This window comes from Azospirillum sp., assembly GCF_050789165.1.
Genome location: NZ_JBOZRT010000018.1, coordinates 1 through 16,924 on the forward strand (window position 1 = coordinate 1; position 16,924 = coordinate 16,924).

Annotated in this window: 14 protein-coding genes; 4 read left to right on the plus strand and 10 right to left on the minus strand. The window is 70.8% G+C overall.

Annotated features, from left to right (window positions below):
• Positions 1 to 205: 205 nt before the first annotated feature.
• The 5 genes from ACRWK7_RS03065 to msrB form a co-directional block, all read right to left on the minus strand.
• Complete coding sequence (locus ACRWK7_RS03065) at positions 206 to 373, minus strand: YdcH family protein (protein WP_431854703.1); 168 nt, start codon at positions 371 to 373, stop codon at positions 206 to 208.
• Positions 374 to 492: 119 nt separating this feature from the next.
• Positions 493 to 1,362, minus strand: coding sequence for an alpha/beta hydrolase (locus ACRWK7_RS03070; RefSeq protein ID WP_431854704.1), 870 nt, complete (start codon positions 1,360 to 1,362; stop codon positions 493 to 495).
• Between the two features lie 42 nt (positions 1,363 to 1,404).
• Positions 1,405 to 2,022 carry a hypothetical protein gene (locus ACRWK7_RS03075; RefSeq protein ID WP_431854705.1) on the minus strand — a complete coding sequence of 206 codons (618 nt, stop codon included), beginning with the start codon at positions 2,020 to 2,022 and terminating at the stop codon, positions 1,405 to 1,407.
• Positions 2,019 to 2,585 carry a hypothetical protein gene (locus ACRWK7_RS03080; RefSeq protein ID WP_431854706.1) on the minus strand — a complete coding sequence of 189 codons (567 nt, stop codon included), beginning with the start codon at positions 2,583 to 2,585 and terminating at the stop codon, positions 2,019 to 2,021. The genes ACRWK7_RS03075 and ACRWK7_RS03080 overlap by 4 nt, the downstream gene beginning before the upstream one ends.
• Positions 2,586 to 2,763: 178 nt before the next feature.
• On the minus strand, positions 2,764 to 3,267 hold the full coding sequence (msrB, locus tag ACRWK7_RS03085; protein WP_431854707.1) for a peptide-methionine (R)-S-oxide reductase MsrB: 504 nt from the start codon (positions 3,265 to 3,267) through the stop codon (positions 2,764 to 2,766).
• A 263-nt stretch (positions 3,268 to 3,530) separates the two neighbouring features.
• Here msrB and ACRWK7_RS03090 point away from each other — a divergent pair, with 263 nt between their 5' ends.
• Entirely contained in the window at positions 3,531 to 4,736 is a 1,206-nt protein-coding gene (locus ACRWK7_RS03090; protein WP_431854708.1) for a pentapeptide repeat-containing protein, read from the plus strand.
• A gap of 90 nt (positions 4,737 to 4,826) precedes the next feature.
• On the opposite strand, the gene ACRWK7_RS03095 is transcribed toward ACRWK7_RS03090, so the two are convergent.
• Both ACRWK7_RS03095 and ACRWK7_RS03100 read right to left on the minus strand, forming a co-directional pair.
• Positions 4,827 to 7,178, minus strand: coding sequence for a PAS domain S-box protein (locus ACRWK7_RS03095; protein WP_431854709.1), 2,352 nt, complete (start codon positions 7,176 to 7,178; stop codon positions 4,827 to 4,829).
• Positions 7,175 to 8,161 (minus strand): BMP family lipoprotein, encoded by a 987-nt coding sequence (locus ACRWK7_RS03100; RefSeq protein ID WP_431854710.1) that lies wholly within the window; start codon positions 8,159 to 8,161, stop codon positions 7,175 to 7,177. Before ACRWK7_RS03100 ends, ACRWK7_RS03095 begins: the two co-directional genes overlap by 4 nt.
• Before the next feature lie 156 nt (positions 8,162 to 8,317).
• Here ACRWK7_RS03100 and ACRWK7_RS03105 point away from each other — a divergent pair, with 156 nt between their 5' ends.
• Positions 8,318 to 9,145, plus strand: a complete 828-nt coding sequence (locus ACRWK7_RS03105; protein WP_431854711.1) for an SDR family oxidoreductase — start codon at positions 8,318 to 8,320, stop codon at positions 9,143 to 9,145.
• 87 nt (positions 9,146 to 9,232) lie between these two features.
• Positions 9,233 to 9,829, plus strand: coding sequence for a hypothetical protein (locus tag ACRWK7_RS03110; protein WP_431854712.1), 597 nt, complete (start codon positions 9,233 to 9,235; stop codon positions 9,827 to 9,829).
• 40 nt (positions 9,830 to 9,869) lie between these two features.
• Here ACRWK7_RS03110 and arr read toward each other — a convergent pair whose 3' ends face one another.
• Both arr and polA read right to left on the minus strand, forming a co-directional pair.
• Complete coding sequence (gene arr / locus ACRWK7_RS03115; protein WP_431854713.1) at positions 9,870 to 10,286, minus strand: NAD(+)--rifampin ADP-ribosyltransferase; 417 nt, start codon at positions 10,284 to 10,286, stop codon at positions 9,870 to 9,872.
• Positions 10,287 to 10,427: 141 nt separating this feature from the next.
• Complete coding sequence (gene polA / locus ACRWK7_RS03120; protein WP_431854714.1) at positions 10,428 to 13,346, minus strand: DNA polymerase I; 2,919 nt, start codon at positions 13,344 to 13,346, stop codon at positions 10,428 to 10,430.
• Between the two features lie 150 nt (positions 13,347 to 13,496).
• On the opposite strand from polA, the gene ACRWK7_RS03125 reads away from it, so the two are divergent.
• Positions 13,497 to 14,945: a diguanylate cyclase domain-containing protein gene (locus ACRWK7_RS03125; protein WP_431854715.1), complete on the plus strand. Its 1,449-nt coding sequence runs from the start codon at positions 13,497 to 13,499 to the stop codon at positions 14,943 to 14,945.
• A 1-nt stretch (position 14,946) separates the two neighbouring features.
• On the opposite strand, the gene ACRWK7_RS03130 is transcribed toward ACRWK7_RS03125, so the two are convergent.
• On the minus strand, positions 14,947 to 16,924 hold a 1,978-nt coding region (locus ACRWK7_RS03130), incomplete at its 5' end, for a putative bifunctional diguanylate cyclase/phosphodiesterase (RefSeq protein ID WP_431854716.1).

Genomic DNA, 16,924 nt, shown 5'->3' on the forward strand with positions numbered 1-16,924 from the left:
TGCTGGTGGCGCGGGCCGAGGCGTTCAGCGCCGACGGGCTGGAGCGGCTGAAGGCGGCGCTGGTCGAGCAGCTTAAGCTCTCCGGCCTCAAGGAGCCTTCCTTCGAGGGCGGCGGCGACGCCGCCCACTGAGGCCAAGGCCGGACAAACAAAAAGGGGGCTGCCAACGCAGCCCCCTTTTCCATGGGAATGGGGTCGGAGGGTGGTCAGGCCCTCGCCAAGCGCTCGATCTCTTCCTTCACGTACAGCTTGTCGAGCTTCATGCGGGACAGCGACTGGGTGTCGGGCATCCTCCGGGCCTGCTCGAGACGGATCTTGTCGTCCAGCTCGGCGTGGCGGTTGCGAAGAGAGGCGAGGCGAGACTCAAGGCTCATGATGGCTCTCCTTGCTGTAGCCGGAATGCGGCTAAGGAGAGAAGGTTATCCCGAGTCGCGGCTTCGGGTCCATGGGATTACATTCGCGTGTTGCTTTGATTACGAAACAATCGTGCGCGTCAGGAGGCCGTACAGCTCCCCGGCCGCGGGCTGCCGAGGAAGCGGTCCACGTCGTCCAGCACCGGCGCCAGCCAGCGCAGCGGCCGGGCGAAGGCGGCCACCGTCTGCACGTGCCCGAGTCCCGGGTACACGACGGTCTCCGCCCGCCCGCCGCGCTCGCGCACGCGTCCGGCGAGGCTGGCGCTGTTGCGCGGCCGCACGCGGGTGTCGGCGTCGCCGGTGAGCAGCAGCAGCGGCGGTGAGCGGCCGTCCACGTGGGTGACCGGCTGGGTCTGCGGACGCCCGTCCTCCGGCCCGAAGATCTCCATCAGGTTCCGCTCGGTGAGCGGCAGGAAGTCGTAGGGGCCGGACAGCCCTACGGTGGCGGCCACCGTGGCGCACGGGTCGCCGCCCACGGCGTTCAGCCAGCGCCGATCCACCGTCAGCATCACCGCGATGTAGGCGCCGGCCGAGTGTCCCATCAGCGCCAGCGGCGCGCCGGACACCCCGAGCCCCGCCCCGCCGCGCCGCAGCCAGTCGACCGCCGACGCCCCGTCTTCCAGGAACGCCGGGTAGCGCACCTCCGGGTACAGCCGGTAGTCCGGCACCGCCACCGTGTAGCCGCGCGCCGCCAGCGCCTGCGCCACGAAGCGGTAGTCGCCCTTGTCGCCGAATTCCCAGGCCCCGCCGTAGAAGAACACCACGGTCGGCGCGCCGGGCTTCGGCCGGTCCGGCCGGTAGAGGTCGAGGCGCTGGCGCGGCAGCGGCCCGTAGGGCAGGTCGGCGTCCAGCCGGTAGCCGTCGCGCGGCGTCAGCGCATCGACGAGCCCGAGCGGCGAACAGGCGGGAAGCATCGCCGCGAGGGCGGCCAGCGGAGCGAAGCGGCGCATGGCGAAGGAGGTAGCGCGCCAGGGAAGGGAGGGAAGGTGCGGCTAGGCCCGCGCCGCGCGCCGCGCCGGCCGGCGCGCCGGCTCGTCGTCGTCGCCCGCCGAGGGGCGGCGGAAGGTGCTCAGCTCGGCGATGCGGTTGACCGACAGGCCGGCCAGCCGGCAGGGCGCCACCTCCACCACCTCGAAGCCGAGCTTGCGGGTGAAGCGGTTGCCGATGCGCTCGCGCGCCTCGCGCTCGGTCTCGGCGACCAGGATGTAGCGGCGCACGCCGACCCAGGCGCGGTGCGTCACCCGCTCCTCGGACGCGGCGTTCGGGTCGTAGCGCACCGCCGCCTCGTAGAAGCGGCCCTGCCGCGGCTCAAGCCGGTCGAAGACGTGGTAGCGCCGCACCGGCCCGTCGCGCTTCGCCTCGTACTCGGCCAGCGTGGCGGCGAGCTCCTGCTCGGCCTTGGCGGCGCGGCGCTCGGTGTCGGTGATGTGGCGGTCGACGGCGGTGTACTCCTTGGCGGCGTCGCTCAGCTCCTTGGAGGCGTCGTCGGCGGTCTCCTTCAGCTTGCTCAGCGAGACCCGCGCCGAGGCCAGCTGCCGGCGCCAGAACCGGTTGGACAGCACGGTCAGGATCATCAGCCCGAGCGCGATGTACAGCAGCATCCCCGTCATGCGGCGACGCCCTCGGCCGTCAGGGCCTCGCCCGCCGCGCCGATCGGCTGCAGATTGGTCGGCCGCACGCCGCAGCGCTCGGAAAAGGCGGCGCGCAACAGGCTCACCGCGTGCTCGGCCGAGCCCGCCCAGGTGTGCGCGACGTTGCGGTAGTCCCAGATCTGCCGCGAGAAGATGATGTCGCGCCGGTCGACGCCGCCCGACACCTCGGCCACCGCCAGCAGCGACCAGTAGCCCAGCGCCGCGGCGTCGCACTCGCCCAGCTCGTGCACCATCTCGACCTTGGAGTGTTCCAGCGCCTTCAGCTCCGCCTGCAGCTTCTGGCGGCGGCCGACCGCCTCGGTGAGGCGCGTCTGCAGCGCCTTCAGCTCGCCGGCGCGGGCGTTGGTCTTGGTGGTCCACTCGCGCAGCGCGCTGCGGCGCTTGTCGATCTGCCGCTGCAGGACGGTGGCCCGCGTCCGCTCGGCGCTGACGCGGCCGACGTCGATGACGATGGACAGCCCCAGCGCGGCGGCGCTCGCCACCAGCACCAACAGCCCGAGGAATTCCGCGTTGAACAGCATTCCGTGCGCCCCACAGTCGCGCGAACTGGAATGGTACACGCAAAGGCGGCGCTGAAACTGCGGCACTGCGTCGCAGAAATTACCGGGCTGACACAATCTTCATCGGTAGTCGTGAAAGATTCCGTCCGGCATCACGAGAGTTGTCGGTGCGCAGCTTGACTCTTGCTCATTTACCCTCTCAACCGGCCGGCGCCGCCTCGCGCGGTTCGAAGCGCATGGCGACTCCGTTCATGCAGTAGCGCTTGCCGGTCGGCGGCGGGCCGTCGTTGAAGACATGGCCGAGATGGCCGCCGCAGCGCGCGCAGTGCACCTCGGTGCGCGGATAGATCAGCTTGTAGTCGGTGGAGGTGCCGACGCCGCCGGGCAGCGGCTCAGTGAAGCTCGGCCAGCCGGTGCCGCTGTCGAACTTGGCGGCGGAGCTGAACAGCGGCTGCCCGCACGCCGCGCACAGGAACAGCCCGGTGCGCTTCTCGTGGTCGAGCGGGCTTGAGCCGGCGCGCTCGGTGCCGTGCTCGCGCAGCACGGCGTACTGCTCGGGCGTCAGCATCTGCTTCCACTCGGCCGGGGTCTTGTTGATCAGGAAGCGTTCCGCCGCCGTCGCGGGCGCCGTCGCGAGATAGCGGGCCAGCAGTCCGCCGCCGAGCAGGCCGGCGCTGCCGAGCAGGAAGGTGCGTCGAGTCATGGTGCGTCCTCCGCGAAGCTGATGAAGAGTATCGGTGCGCCGCGGCGCCGCGCCCAGGGGCCTCGCGTGCTGCTCACGGGGACGTGACGCTTCGTGTGCAACAGGATTGCGCGCCCGAGGCCGCTGCATTCCGCCGCACTCGACCGCGCGGATATTATCTTTCCTTCCAGGTTTCGAATCTGTAACCTCCTCGCGCACGCCATGCGTCCCCCGGTTGTGAGAGAAGGGCGCGGGCCTTTTGGGAGTCCGGCGCGGGAAGGTCCATGTCGGGGCACGACGAGAAGCATCTTCGGGTGGTCCGCGACGCGTTGCTTCAGCACCAGCAATGGCTGAAGCGCGACCCGCCGGGCCGTGGCCGCCGCGCCGACCTCAGCTTCCACGACCTGTCCAAGCTGGGGCTGAACCGCATCAACCTGACCGGGGCCAAGCTGGCCGGCGCCAGCCTGCACGGCTCCCGCCTCGTCGGCGCCGACCTGCGGCAGGCCGACCTCTACTGCGCCGACCTGTCGCGCGCCAACCTGACCGGGGCGAAGCTGATGGGCGTCGACCTGCGCGGCGCGCGGGTGGACGGCGCCCACCTGTCGGAGGCCGACCTCAGCGGCGCCGACCTCCGCAAGGGCGCCATCGCGCCGTGCGAGACGCGCCGCCCGGCCGGCAACCTGGACGGCAACACCACCTTCGTCGGGGCGCTGCTGACCCGCGCCATCCTCGCCGAGTGCCGCATGGCGCAGTGCGACCTGTCCGGCTGCGACCTCGCCGGCGCCAACCTGACCGGCGCCGACCTGTCGGGAGCGCTGCTGATTTCCGCCAACCTGACCCAGGCGACGCTGCACAAGGCCAGCCTGACCGGCGCCCTGCTGTGTGGCGCCCGCCTCGACGACGAACTGCGCCACACGCTGGAGCGGCGCGGCATCGACGTGGACGGCACCGGTCTGCTGAGCCTCGCCGAGCGCATCGCCGACGCGCTGTCGGCGCACCAGCTCTGGGTCGATCACGTCGGCAAGGCCGGCGCGCGGCTGGAGATGCAGCGCGCCGACCTGCGCGGCTGCACCTTCGCCAACCAGATGCTGTCGGCGGCGTCGCTGCGCTTCTGCGGGCTGCGCGGGGCGGACTTCTCGGGCGCCAAGCTGGTGATGGCCGACCTGTCCTACAGCGACCTGCGCGACGCCGACTTCACCAGCGCCGACCTGTCGGGCTGCAACCTGCGCGGTGCCAACCTGGCTGGAGCGAAGCTGTGGCGGGCGCGGCTCAACGCGGTGGACGTCGTCGGCGACGGCAGCCGCATGTGGCCGACCAATCTGGCCGGCGCCAGCCTGACCGGCGCCGACCTGCGCGACGCCAGCCTCGCCCGCGCCGTCCTGCACGGCACCGACCTGACGGACATCAAGTCCTCCGCCCACACGCTGAAGGGCGCCGACCTGTCGCTGGCGCTCGGGCTGGGCGGGGCGGTGGCGGCAGGACGGGCGTGAGGCGGCGTTCGCCCCCTCCCTGACCCTCCCCCGCTTCGCGGCGGAGGGGGTAGAGTGGCGGAGTTCCCTCCACCGCGAAGCGGGGGAGGGTCAGGGAAGGGGCCTTGCCCCCACCGCCTCCGCCGTCTCCGGGAACGCGTGGTGCAGCGCCTCCAGCGAGCGCGCCAAGCGGTCGGGCAGGGTGGCGCTGAGCGCCTGCGCCTCGACGGTGCGGGTTTCCAGGCAGGCCTGCTCGATGGCTTCGGACAGGCGGCGCAGGCCGAGCAGGCCGAGGGTCGAGGCGGTGGACTTCAGGTCGTGCACCGCCGCCCGCGTCGCCGCGAGGTCCGACCCGTCGCCGATCGCCGCGGCCTTGGCGGTGGCGTCGGCGATGAACTCCTGCACCAGCTGGCGCAGCTCGTCCTCGCCCAGCACCGCGCTCAGCGCCCGCAACGGCTGCGGGTCGAGCAGTGCGTCGCCGTCCGCCTCCGCCACCGCCGTGCCGGCGCCGGCCTCGACGCGGGTGCCGCACTGGCGGGCGAGCGCGGCGGCCAACGCTTCCGGCACGACGGGTTTGGGCACGTAGTCGTTCATGCCCGCCGCCAGGCAGCGCTCGGCGTCGCCGGCCAGCGCGTTGGCGGTCAGCGCCACGATGGGGACCGCGCCGCGCGTGCCGGGCAGGGTGCGGATGCGCCGCGCCGCCTCCAGCCCGTCCATGCGCGGCATCTGCATGTCCATCAGCACCACGTCGAAGCGCTCGCCGCGCACGCGGTCGAGCGCCTCGGCGCCGTCGCCCGCCACCGTCACCGCGTGCCCCTGCCGGGTCAGCAGCGCCACCGCCACCTTGCGGTTCACCGGGTTGTCCTCGGCCAGCAGCACGCGCAGCGGGCGCAGGCGGACGGCAACCGGCTCCGGCGCGTCGGCGGCGCCGGGCGCCGCGGCGGCCTCCAGCGGCACGGTGAACCAGAAGGCGCTGCCGCCGCCCGGCCGGCTGTCGACGCCGATCTCCCCGCCCATCAGGCCGACGATGCGCCTGCAGATGGCCAGCCCCAGCCCGGTGCCGCCGAAGCGCCGGGTGATCGAGCTGTCGCCCTGGAAGAACTCGGTGAACAGGTGCGGGCGCACCGCGTCCGGCACGCCGATGCCGGTGTCGGTGACGGTGAAGCGGACGCCGCGGCTTTCGGTTTCGGCCGGGGCGTCGTCCACCGCGATGGTCACGCCGCCGCGCTCGGTGAACTTGACGGCGTTGGAGACGAGGTTGAGCAGCACCTGCCGCAGCCGCGTCGGGTCGCCGCGCACGAAGCGCCGGGTGCCCGGCGCCACGCGTGTGTCCAGCGTCAGGCCCTTCTCCGCCGCGCGCGACGACATCAGCGCCGCCACGCTGCCGACCAGGCGCGTGAGGTCGAGGTCGACGCTCTCCAGCTCCAGCCGGCCGGCTTCCAGCTTCGACATGTCGAGGATGTCGTTGAGGATGGTCAGCAGCGCCTCGCCGGAATACAGCACGGTCTGCGCGTGGTCGCGCTGCTCGGCGTCCAGCGCGCTGTCCAGCAGCAGCCGCACCATGCCGAGGATGCCGTTCATCGGCGTGCGGATCTCGTGGCTCATGGTGGCCAGGAAGTCGGCCTTGGCGCGCGCCGCCTCCTCGGCCTTGCGGCGGGCGGCCTCGACCTCGGCGGTGCGCTCGGCGACGCGCTGCTCCAGGTACACGTTGGCGTCCACCAGCGCCTGCTGGGCGCGCTTGCGCTCGGTGATGTCGCGGATGACGCCGGTGTAGAAGCAGCGGTTGTTCACCCGGACCTCGCTGATGCCCATCTCGATCAGCACTTCCGAGCCGTCCTTGTGCCGCGCCACCAGCTCGCGCGAGCGGCCGACCACGTTGACCTGCTCCGACCGCCGGCTGGCCCGCATCAGCTCGTCGTGGTGGACGGCGTGGTGGGAGGGCATCAGCAGGTGGATGTTGCGGCCCAGCATCTCCTCCGCGGTGTAGCCGAACATCCGCAGGCAGGCGGGGTTGACCGCCTGCACGAGGCCGCGGTCGTCGATGGTGATGATCGCGTCCACCGCGTTCTCCACCATGGCATTCAGCCGCTCCTCGCTCTCGCGCAGGTGGGCGACCTCGGCGCGCGCCCCGGTGACGTCGGCCATGTGCACGCCGACGCCGCCGCCCTCGAGCGGGAAGGCGATCACCCGGTACCAGCGGTCGAGCGGCGGATAGAACCCCAGGAAGCGCTCCACCCGGCCGCAACGCCGCACGCGGGCGAGCGGGCGGTGGAACCAACTCGCCAGATCGCTCGCCTCGTCCCACAGCGCGCGGCCGGGCAGCTCCGCGGCCGGCCGGCCGAACAGCCCTTCCGCCGCCCGGTTGGCCGAGAGGATGCGCCAGTCCGGCCCGACGGTCAGCACGATCACCGGGATCCGGTCGATCAGCGTGTCGGTCTGGATTGAGGGCTGGGCCGGGCTCATGGCCCGCCTCCCTCCACCCGCAGCGTGCCGGACACGATGGCGCGCCGCGCCGCCTCCACCGCCTCCAGCATGGCGGGGGTGAGGAGCGGGCGGTTGTGCTCGTCCACCGCCACGTCCACGCCGTCCTCGGCGAGGCCCAGCGCCACAACGCCCGGCGCCCAGCCGCCGTCGCGGCCGGCCTGGAACGCCTGCTCGACCGCGCGGTCGGTGCGCTTCAGCATGGAGGTCAGCATGGTGCCGGGGTAGAGGTGGTTCTGGTTGCTGTCGACGCCGATGGCGAGCTTGCCCTCGTCGTGCGCCGCGCTGAACACGCCGAAGTTGGAGACGCCGGCCCCGGCGAACACCACGTCGGCGCCGCGCTGGAACTGGCTGCGCGCGATCTCCGCGCCGGTGGTCGGGTCGTTGAAGGCGGCCGGCGTGGTGCCGACGAAGTTCACCAGCAGCCGCGCGTCCGGCCGCGCGTGCTTCGCCCCCTGGCCGTAGCCGGCGATGAACTTGCGGATCAGCGGGATGTCGAGCGCGCCGACGAAGCCCACCGTCCCCGTCTTCGACGCCAGCGCCGCCATCACCCCGGCGAGGAAGGAGCCCTCCTGCTCCTTGAAGGTGATGGAGCGGACGTTGGGCGCCTGCACCACCGCATCGACGATGGTGAAGCGCACCTTCGGGTGCTTCGGCGCCAGCGCGGCCAGCGGCGCGGCGTAGTAGAAGCCGACCACCACCACGTCGGTGGCGCCGCGGCGGATCAGCGCCTGCACCGCCTGCTCGAACTGCGCGGTGCTCTGCGGCAGGAACTCCAGGTAGGGGACGCCGGTCGCCGCCTTGAAGCGTTCGGCCCCGGCGAAGGCGCCCTCGTTGAAGCTCTTGTCGAACTTCTGCCCCACCGCATAGACCAGCCCGGGCACCGGGTCGGCGGCGTGGGCGGGCGCCGACAGCAGGCACAACGCGATCAACAGCCGCACGGCGAGCCGCAAGAGTGTCTCCACCACTGTTCCTATACCGGAAGTGTAGGCCCGATATTCATGAGATGACCAGCATGTTCGCCTGCCAATTTGCGTCATCCTGCGTCTGGACGGTGGCGCGGCGGGCTGCTATGGTTGACGTTAACGTCAACTAACGACATCGCAGGGAGGAGAAGGGACATGACCTCGGCCGGGACGCTGAAGGGCAAGACTCTGTTCATCACCGGGGCCAGCCGCGGCATCGGCAAGGCCATCGCGCTGCGCGCCGCGCGCGACGGCGCCAACGTCGCCATCGCCGCCAAGACCACCGAGCCGCACCCGAAGCTGGACGGCACCATCCACACGGCCGCCGCCGAGATCGAGGCGGCGGGCGGCAAGGCGCTGGCCATCCAGTGCGACATCCGCGACGAGGCGCAGGTGGCCGCCGCGATCGGGCAGACGGTGGAGGCGTTCGGCGGCCTCGACGTCCTGGTCAACAACGCCAGCGCCATCAGCCTGACCGGCACGCTGGAGACGCCGCCCAAGCGCTGGGACCTGATGATGGGCGTCAACGGCCGCGGCACCTTCGTGTGCTCGCAGGCGGCGATCCCGCACCTCCTGAAGGCGGAGAACCCGCACATCCTGACGCTGTCGCCGCCGCTCAACCTGAACCCGCGCTGGTTCAAGCACCACACCGCCTACACCATCGCCAAGTACGCCATGAGCCTGTGCACGCTGGGCATGGCGGCGGAGTTCAAGGGGCGGGTCGCCGTCAACTCGCTGTGGCCGCGCACCATCATCGGCACCGCGGCCATCGCCATGCTGAAGGGCGCGGCGGAGTTCGACAACTGCCGCAAGCCGGAGATCCTCGCCGACGCCGCGCACGCCATCCTGACCCGCGACGCCCGGACCTGCACCGGCAACTTCTTCATCGACGACGAGGTGCTGCGCGAGGCGGGCGTCACCGACCTCGACGTCTACGCGGTGACGCCGGGAGCCGAACTGGCGCCGGATATCTTCCTGGACTGAGCCTACCTCCAAAGTGTCATGTCAACCCCTTGTTCCAGCACCGATGTTTGGCTTTGACCAACCGGTTCTCTGGGACAAGGGGGCGGCATGGCGGCGGTCCGCGTCTTCGTATTCGTCCTGATGATGGGGAGTGCGTCGGCGTGGGCCGACAGCGTCACCCTCGCCGGGCTGACCTTCAGCGACGAGCTGGGCGGCTTTCGCCTGCTGTCCGCCTCCGGCAGCGGCACGCCGGAAGACCCGTTCGTGGTGGTCGAGGAGGTCACCGCGCCGGAGCAGACCGTCCTGACCATCCGCGGCTCGCTGGAGGCATGGCCGGGCCGGCTGGCGCACAACCGCATCGGCAGCGACCACCCCTTCGGCTACGCGCTGCGCAAGGTGGTGATCAACCGCACCGACAGCGTGTGGACCGGTTACGACGTGGAACTCCAGCAGCCGCTGGGGCAGGCGAGCACCCAGGACGACGGCCTGAGCTTCGGCGAGGGCAGCGCCTTCCAGCGCTACGCCCACGCCGACCTGTTCCGGGTGGCGCGGGTGGTGCAGAAGCCGTTGGACAGCATCGCCTTCAGCGTCGGCGACGTGCCGCCGGGCGGGCGGATCGCGCTGGACTTCGTGGTCACCGACATCCAGGAGCGCCCGGCCATCTTCGTGGCGCAGCGGCGGCCGTGGATGGTGTCGGGGCGGTAGCCGTCAGCGGGCGGGCGGCACGGCCCCGTCGAGGCGCGGCTCAGTCCTCGATTGCCTCGACACCCAGTTGCTTGAGTCGCTCAAGGTGGTCCCTCATGGCTTTGAGAGCCTCAGAGGGATGCCCCTGCCAATCCGCGACCTCGCCCGTGACCCGAAGCGGATCCCGCGAGCGGTATGACTTCGTCGGGTTGCCCGGGTACTTCTTGTCCGTGAGATTGGGGTCGTCTTCGAACGGGCCGGTCGGTTCCACCACGTAGATCCTGCCGGGCCCTTCGCCGAGGGCCAGTTCGGCCCCCCAGGTGGCCGCGTCCAGTGTGGCCGTCAGATAGACGTAGGCCGCACTCTTCCTCTCGCCGTAGTTGGAGCTGTAGCCGGGCTTGATCAGATCCCCCGGCTTCAGGTCGGCCCTGGTGCCGTGATAGAACGGTTGCGGCTTCGGATCGTCAGCATCCGCCACGGATTTGCTCCGCTGTCCTGTTGTGGTGCGTTCGTTCGTGCTGCCCGGCGGCGTCGGGTGCCCTGTCCAGAGCGCCCGGTGGCGGGCACCAGCCCGGTCATGGCCGTGCGCGCCGCCGGGACCCTGGGTGTCATGCCCCCCTCAATGCGCCTCCGCCCAGGAGTGGCCGATCCCCGCCTCGGCGACCAGCGGCACGCCGAGGCTGGCAGCGCCCTCCATGACCCGCCGGACGATCGCCGCCGTCTCCTCGGCGCCGTCCTCCGGCACCTCGAACAGCAGTTCGTCGTGCACCTGGAGCAGCATCCGCGCCTTCGAGCCGGCCGCCTCCAGCGCCGCGGGAACCCGCGTCATGGCGCGCTTCATGATGTCGGCCGCGGTGCCCTGGATCGGCGCGTTGATCGCCTGCCGCTCGGCGAAGGCGCGGCGGGCGGCGTTCTTGTCGTGGATGCCCGGGATGAAGCACTTGCGGCCGAACAGCGTGCAGACGTGGCCGTGCTGGCGGGCGAACGCCTTGGTCGCCTCCATCCAGTCCTTCAGCTCGTGGAAGCGTTCCAGGTAGGTCTTGATGAAGGCGTTCGCCTCGCCCGGCATGATGCCGAGCTGGCGGCCCAACCCGAAGCCCGAGATGCCGTAGATGATGCCGAAGTTGATGGTCTTCGCCTTGCGGCGGATGTCCGCCGTCATCTGGTCGAGCGGCACGCCGAACACCTGGCTGGCGGTCATGGCGTGCACGTCGATGCCCTCGCGGAAGGCGGTCTTCAGCGCCTCGATGCCGGCCATTTCGGCGACCAGCCGCAGTTCAATTTGGGAATAGTCCACCGACACCAGCTTGCAGCCCGGCTCGGCGACGAAGGCGCGGCGGATCTTGCGGCCCTCCTCGTTGCGGATCGGGATGTTCTGCAGGTTGGGGTCGGTCGAGGACAGCCGGCCGGTGTTGGTCAGCGCCATGGAGAAGCTGGTGTGGATGCGGTCGTGCGCGTCCGCCTGCTCCTGCAGGGCGTCGGTATAGGTGCTCTTCAGCTTGGCCAGCTGGCGCCAGTCGAGCACGCGCTGGGCGATGTCGTGGCCCTGTTCGGCCAGCCCCTCCAGCACGCTGGAGTCGGTGGAGTAGGCGCCGGTCTTGCCCTTCTTGCCGCCGGGCAGGCTCAAATCGTCGAACAGGATCTCGCCCAGCTGCTTGGGCGAGCCGACGTTGAACGGGCGCGGGGCCAGCTTGTGCACCTCCGCCTCCAGCTGCACCAGCCGCTCGGCGAAGTCCTGCGACAGGCGGCGCAGCTCGGCGCGGTCGATGCGCACGCCGGCGCGCTCCATGTCGGCGACGATGGGGGTGAGCGGGCGCTCCAGCGTCTCGTACACCGTGACCATGTGGTGGTCGACCAGCATCGGCTTCAGCACGTGCCACAGCCGCAGCGTGATGTCGGCGTCCTCGGCGGCGTAGTCGCGGGCCTTGTCCAGCTCCACACGGTCGAAGGTGATCTTGGTCTTTCCGGTGCCGCAGACGTCCGCGTACTTGATGGTGGTGTGGGCGAGGTGCAGCTCGGCCAGCTCGTCCATGCCGTGGCCGTGGGCGCCGCCCTCCAGCGCGTAGGACATCAGCATGGTGTCGTCGGTCGGCGTGACGCGCACGCCGTAGCGCGCGAACAGCTGGTGGTCGAACTTGAAGTTGTGGCCGATCTTGAGGATCGCCGGGTCTTCCAGCACCGCCTTCAGCGCGGTGGTCGCCTGCTCGGGCTTCAGCTGCTTCGGCCCGTCGCCGCCCAGCGCCAGCTCGCCCGCCGCGCTGTCGCCGGAGCGGTGGCCGACCGGGATGTAGCAGGCCAGCCCCGGCGCGGTGCTCAGCGAGATGCCGACGAGGTTGGCGGTGGCCGGGGTGAGGCCGTCGGTCTCGGTGTCCACGGCGATGACGCCGCCCTCGCGGGCGCGGTCGATCCAGACGGCGAGGGCGTCCAGATCCTGGACGAGTTCGTAGCGCTGGACAACGGTGCCGAGGGTGTGGGTGCGGGTGCGCGGGGCGTCCTGCCCCCTCCCTAACCCTCCCCCGCCTTCGGCGGTGGAGGGAACTCCGCCGCCGGCCCCCTCCACCGCGGAGCGGGGGAGGGATGGGGAGGGGGCATCGCCCTTGCCCACGTGCGCGCCGTCCGCCACCGTCCCGTCCTTGGCGATCTCGTTCTCCAGCCGCGTGACGACGCTGCGGAACCCCTGCGCCCGCAGGAAGGTCAGCAGCTTGTTGTGGTCGGGCTCGCGGACCTTCAGCTCCTCGATGGGCTTCGGCACCGGCACGTTCTGGTCGAGCATCACCAGGCGCTTGGAGACGCGCGCCAAGTCGGCGTTGTCGATCAGCTTCTGGCGCCGCGCCGGCTGCTTGATCTCGCCGGCGCGCTCCAGCAGCGTCTCCAGATCGCCGTACTCGGTGATCAGCTGGGCGGCGGTCTTGACGCCGATGCCCGGCACGCCCGGCACGTTGTCGACGCTATCGCCGGCCAGCGCCTGCACGTCCACCACCTTGTCGGGCGTCACGCCGAACTTCTCGAACACCTCGTCCGGCCCGATCATCCGGTTCTTCAGCGGGTCGAGCATGCGCACGCCGGGGCGCACCAGCTGCATCAGGTCCTTGTCGGAGGAGACGATGGTCACCTCGCGCCCGGCCTCGACGGCGAGGCGCGCGTAGGTGGCGATCAGGTCGTCGGCCTCGAAGCCCTCCAGTTCCAGGCAGGGCAGGCAGAAGGCGTCGGTCGCCTCGCGGATCAGCGCGAACTGCGGCTTCAGCTCCTCCGGCGGCTCCGGGCGGTGCGCCTTGTAGTCGGGGTAGATCTCGGAGCGGAAGGTCTCGCGCTTGGAATCGAACACCACCGCCACGGCCTGGGCGTGCAGGTCGGCCAGCAGCTTGGTCAGCATGTTGGCGAAGCCCATCACCGCGTTCACCGGCGTGCCGTCCGGCCGGGTGAGGATCGGGATGGCGTGGAAGGCGCGGAAGATGAACCCCGACCCGTCCACCAGATACAGCGGCTCCCTCGCGGGGGCGTCGGCAACGGGCGTCTCTACGGCGGTCTGGTCGGTCATGTGTCCCTCTCCCTTGGGCGGCTAACTTGGCGGATGGCGGCGGAAGAGTCGAGAGGGCGGCGGCTTGCGACGGAAGGGCGCACGCCGCCGTCGTGTTCATTCGCACCGGAACGATGTATGATTATTTCCTGATAGGCAGGAGTGCCGCGCATGGACCGGGCAATCGACGCCTCGCTGTCCCGCGCCCTTGCCGAGTTGTGGCGGGGCTCCGCCGCGCTCGGCGTCAACGACGCGATCCAGCACGGACTGGAGCTGGCGGTCGGCCTGACCGGCAGCGCCATCGGCTACTTCCACTTCGTCAACGACGACCAGGAGACGCTGGAGCTGGTCACCTGGTCGGCCGCGACCCGGGCGGTCTGCGCCGCGTGGACCGACCGCCACTACCCGGTGTCGAAGGCCGGCGTGTGGGTGGACTGCCTGCGCACCCGGGCACCCGTGGTGCACAACGACTACGAGGCGCTGGAGCACAAGCGCGGCCTGCCGGACGGGCACGTCCGCCTGGTGCGGCACATGAACGTGCCGTTGGTGGAGGGGCCGCTGGTCCGCTTCATCGTCGGCGTCGGCAACAAGCCGACCGACTACACCGACGACGACGTGGCGGCGCTGACCGCCTTCGCCGCCGACCTGTGGCTGCTGATCCAGCAGAAGCAGGAGGTGGCGGCGCTGCGCCATCGCGCCGGTTGGCTGGCGCGCATCCAGCGCATCACCCGCTCCACCGGCTTCGAATGGGACATCGACGCCGACGCGCTGGGCTTCGACGGCAACGCCGGCGTGCTCACCGGCGGCGACAGCGCGGCGCCGCACACCATGGCGCATCTGCGCCATCTGGTGGTGGAGGGCGACCGCGGCGCCTTCTCCGCCGCGCTCGACGAGGCGCGGCGGGCGCCCGGCCAGTTGGTCGGCGAGGTGGTGCGGATGGAGCGCCCGGACGGCCGCCGCTGGACCGCCCGCCTCATGCTGCGCGCCGACCCGCGCGAGCGCGGCAGCGGGCTGGTGCTGCGCGGCGTGCTGCAGGACATCTCCGACGAGCTCAACGCCGAGGAGTACCGGCACAAGGCCTTCCACGACTACCTGACCGAACTGGCCAACCGCGAGATGCTGGTGCACCGCCTGTCCGGCGCGGTGGCGCTGCTGCCGCAACGCACCGGTGCGCCCAGTGGCGGTGGGCTGGCGCTGCACATGCTCGACCTCGACCGCTTCAAGCCGGTGAACGACACGCACGGCCACAGCATGGGCGACGCGGTGCTGAAGCAGGTGGCGAAGCGCCTGCAGGCGATCACCCGGCGCAGCGACGTGGTGGCGCGGGTCGGCGGCGACGAGTTCGCCATCCTGCAGCTCGATGTTTCCTCGCCCGAGGACGCGGCGACGCTGGCCGCGAAGATCATCGCCGCGCTGTCCGAGCCCTACGAGGTGGACGGCCGGACGCTGACCATCGGGGTGAGCATCGGCATTGCGCTGGGCAACGAGTGCGGCGGCACCCCCGACCTGCTGCTGCGCGACGCCGACGAGGCGCTGTACCGCTGCAAGGCGGCGGGCGGCGGGCGGTACGCCTTCCATGGGGAAGCGCCAGTTCCCTCTCCCGGGGCGGGAGAGGGGTAACTTATTCCCCCGTCGTCTCCCGCACGAACGTCTCGAACGCCTCGACCGCCAGCGGCCGGCTGATGAGATAGCCCTGGATCTGGTGGCAGCGCTGCTGCTTCAGCATCTCGGCCTGTTCATTCGTCTCCACGCCCTCGGCGATCGTTGCGAAGCCCAGGGAGTCCGCGAGGTTCACGATGGTGCCGACGATGGCCGGGTCGGTGCTCGACTTCACGATGTCGCGCACGAAGCTGCGGTCGATCTTCAGCGTGTCGATGGGGAAGCGTTTCAGGTAGGCCAGCGACGAGTACCCGGTGCCGAAATCGTCGATCGACAGCTTGACGCCGATGTCCTTCAGCCCATTGAGAATCGCCACCGCCTTCTCGATGTCGCCGATCATGGCGCCTTCGGTCAGCTCCAGCTCCAGCCTTTCCGGCGGGATGCCCGCCGATTCGATGACCGAGCGCACGAAGCCGACCAGCCGCGCGTCCTGGAACTGCCGCGGCGACAGGTTCACCGACACCACGCCGACGTTCAGCCCCTGGCCGATCCACCCCGCCAGCGACTGCGCGGCCGAGTACAGCGTCCAGGCGCCGATCTCCCAGATCATCCCGGTGTCCTCGGCGAACGGGATGAACTCGGCAGGCGACACGGTGCCGCGCGTCGGGTGGCGCCAGCGGATCAGCGCCTCGGCGCCGACGATGCGGCGCTCCTCAATGTCGACCTTGGGCTGGTAGACCAGCTCGAACTCGCCGTGATTGATGGCGCGGCGCAGGTCCGCCTCCATCCCCAGGTGGAAGCCGGTCTGCTCCCGCATGCCCTGGTCGTAGAAGGCGAAGGCGTGCTCCGGGTTGCGCTTGGCGTGGTACATGGCGAGGTCGGCGTTGCGCAGCAGCTGGTCCGCCGTGTCGCCGTCGTCGGGGAAGAAGGCGATGCCGATGGCGCCGCCGCAGTAGATCTCCTGCCCGTGCACCAGGAACGGCTCGCTCATGGAGTACAGGATCTTCTCGGCCAGCCGGGCGCCGGCCTGCCGGTCGGCGGCGTCCGGCGCCACCACCAGGAACTCGTCGCCGCCCAGGCGGCCCACCGTGTCGGCGACACGCGTGCAGTTGCGCAGCCGCCGCGCCACCAGCTTCAGCAGCTCGTCGCCGGCCTGATGGCCAAGGGTGTCGTTGACCTGCTTGAAGCGGTTGAGGTCGATGAAGGTGACCGCAACCTTGGTCTGCGCCCGCTGGGCGCGCGCGATGGCGTCCTCCAGCCGCTCGCAGACCAGCCAGCGGTTCGGCAGGTCGGTCAGGCGGTCGAAGCTCGCCTGATAGCGGATCTGGTGCTCCTGGTACTTGCGCTGGCTGATGTCGGCGATGGTCAGCACATAGTGCTCCAGCACGCCGCTCGGCGCCCGCACCGCGGTGACGGCGAGCGACGCCGCGAAACTCTCGCCGTTGCGGCGGAAGCTGGTCACCTCGCCCTGCCAGCGTCCGGTCTTGGCCGCGGCGTCCCAGATGCCGGCGATGAAGCTGCGCTCGTGCGCGCCGTGGTGGAACAGCGTCAGCGGCTGGCCGACCAGCTCCTCCATCTCGAAGGCGGTCATGGCGATGTAGGCGGGGTTGGCCGCCTGCACGACGAGGTCCGGATCGGCGATCAGGATGCCGTCGGCGACGCTGGCGAACACGGTGGCCAGCAGGCGGATCTTCTCCTCGTGCTGCTTGCGTTCGGTGATGTCCTGGACGGTGCCTTCGTAGAAGCGGATGGAGCCCGCCGCGTCGCGCACGCAGCGTGCGTTCTCCGAGATCCAGATGATCGAGCCGTCGCGGCGGAACACCCGCGCCTCGAAGTTCTGCACCACCCCCTGGCTGTCCATCAGCGCGGCGAACGCTTCGCGCCGGCCGGGATCGACGTACAGCTGCCCGGCGATGTCGGTCAGGTTCCCGATCAGCGCGTCCACCGAGTCGTAGCCGTAGATCCGCGCCAGCGACGGGTTCACCCGCAGGTAGCGGCCA

What these genes read in the sequence shown, in the direction of transcription:
- ACRWK7_RS03065 (WP_431854703.1), bottom strand. Translation starts at nt 373, where the DNA reads ATGAGCCTTGAGTCTCGCCTCGCCTCTCTTCGCAACCGCCACGCCGAG.
- polA (WP_431854714.1), bottom strand. Translation starts at nt 13,346, where the DNA reads ATGACCGACCAGACCGCCGTAGAGACGCCCGTTGCCGACGCCCCCGCG.
- ACRWK7_RS03110 (WP_431854712.1), top strand. Translation starts at nt 9,233, where the DNA reads ATGGCGGCGGTCCGCGTCTTCGTATTCGTCCTGATGATGGGGAGTGCG.
- ACRWK7_RS03095 (WP_431854709.1), bottom strand. Translation starts at nt 7,178, where the DNA reads ATGAGCCCGGCCCAGCCCTCAATCCAGACCGACACGCTGATCGACCGG.
- msrB (WP_431854707.1), bottom strand. Translation starts at nt 3,267, where the DNA reads ATGACTCGACGCACCTTCCTGCTCGGCAGCGCCGGCCTGCTCGGCGGC.
- ACRWK7_RS03070 (WP_431854704.1), bottom strand. Translation starts at nt 1,362, where the DNA reads ATGCGCCGCTTCGCTCCGCTGGCCGCCCTCGCGGCGATGCTTCCCGCC.
- ACRWK7_RS03090 (WP_431854708.1), top strand. Translation starts at nt 3,531, where the DNA reads ATGTCGGGGCACGACGAGAAGCATCTTCGGGTGGTCCGCGACGCGTTG.
- ACRWK7_RS03080 (WP_431854706.1), bottom strand. Translation starts at nt 2,585, where the DNA reads ATGCTGTTCAACGCGGAATTCCTCGGGCTGTTGGTGCTGGTGGCGAGC.
- ACRWK7_RS03105 (WP_431854711.1), top strand. Translation starts at nt 8,318, where the DNA reads ATGACCTCGGCCGGGACGCTGAAGGGCAAGACTCTGTTCATCACCGGG.
- ACRWK7_RS03075 (WP_431854705.1), bottom strand. Translation starts at nt 2,022, where the DNA reads ATGACGGGGATGCTGCTGTACATCGCGCTCGGGCTGATGATCCTGACC.
- ACRWK7_RS03125 (WP_431854715.1), top strand. Translation starts at nt 13,497, where the DNA reads ATGGACCGGGCAATCGACGCCTCGCTGTCCCGCGCCCTTGCCGAGTTG.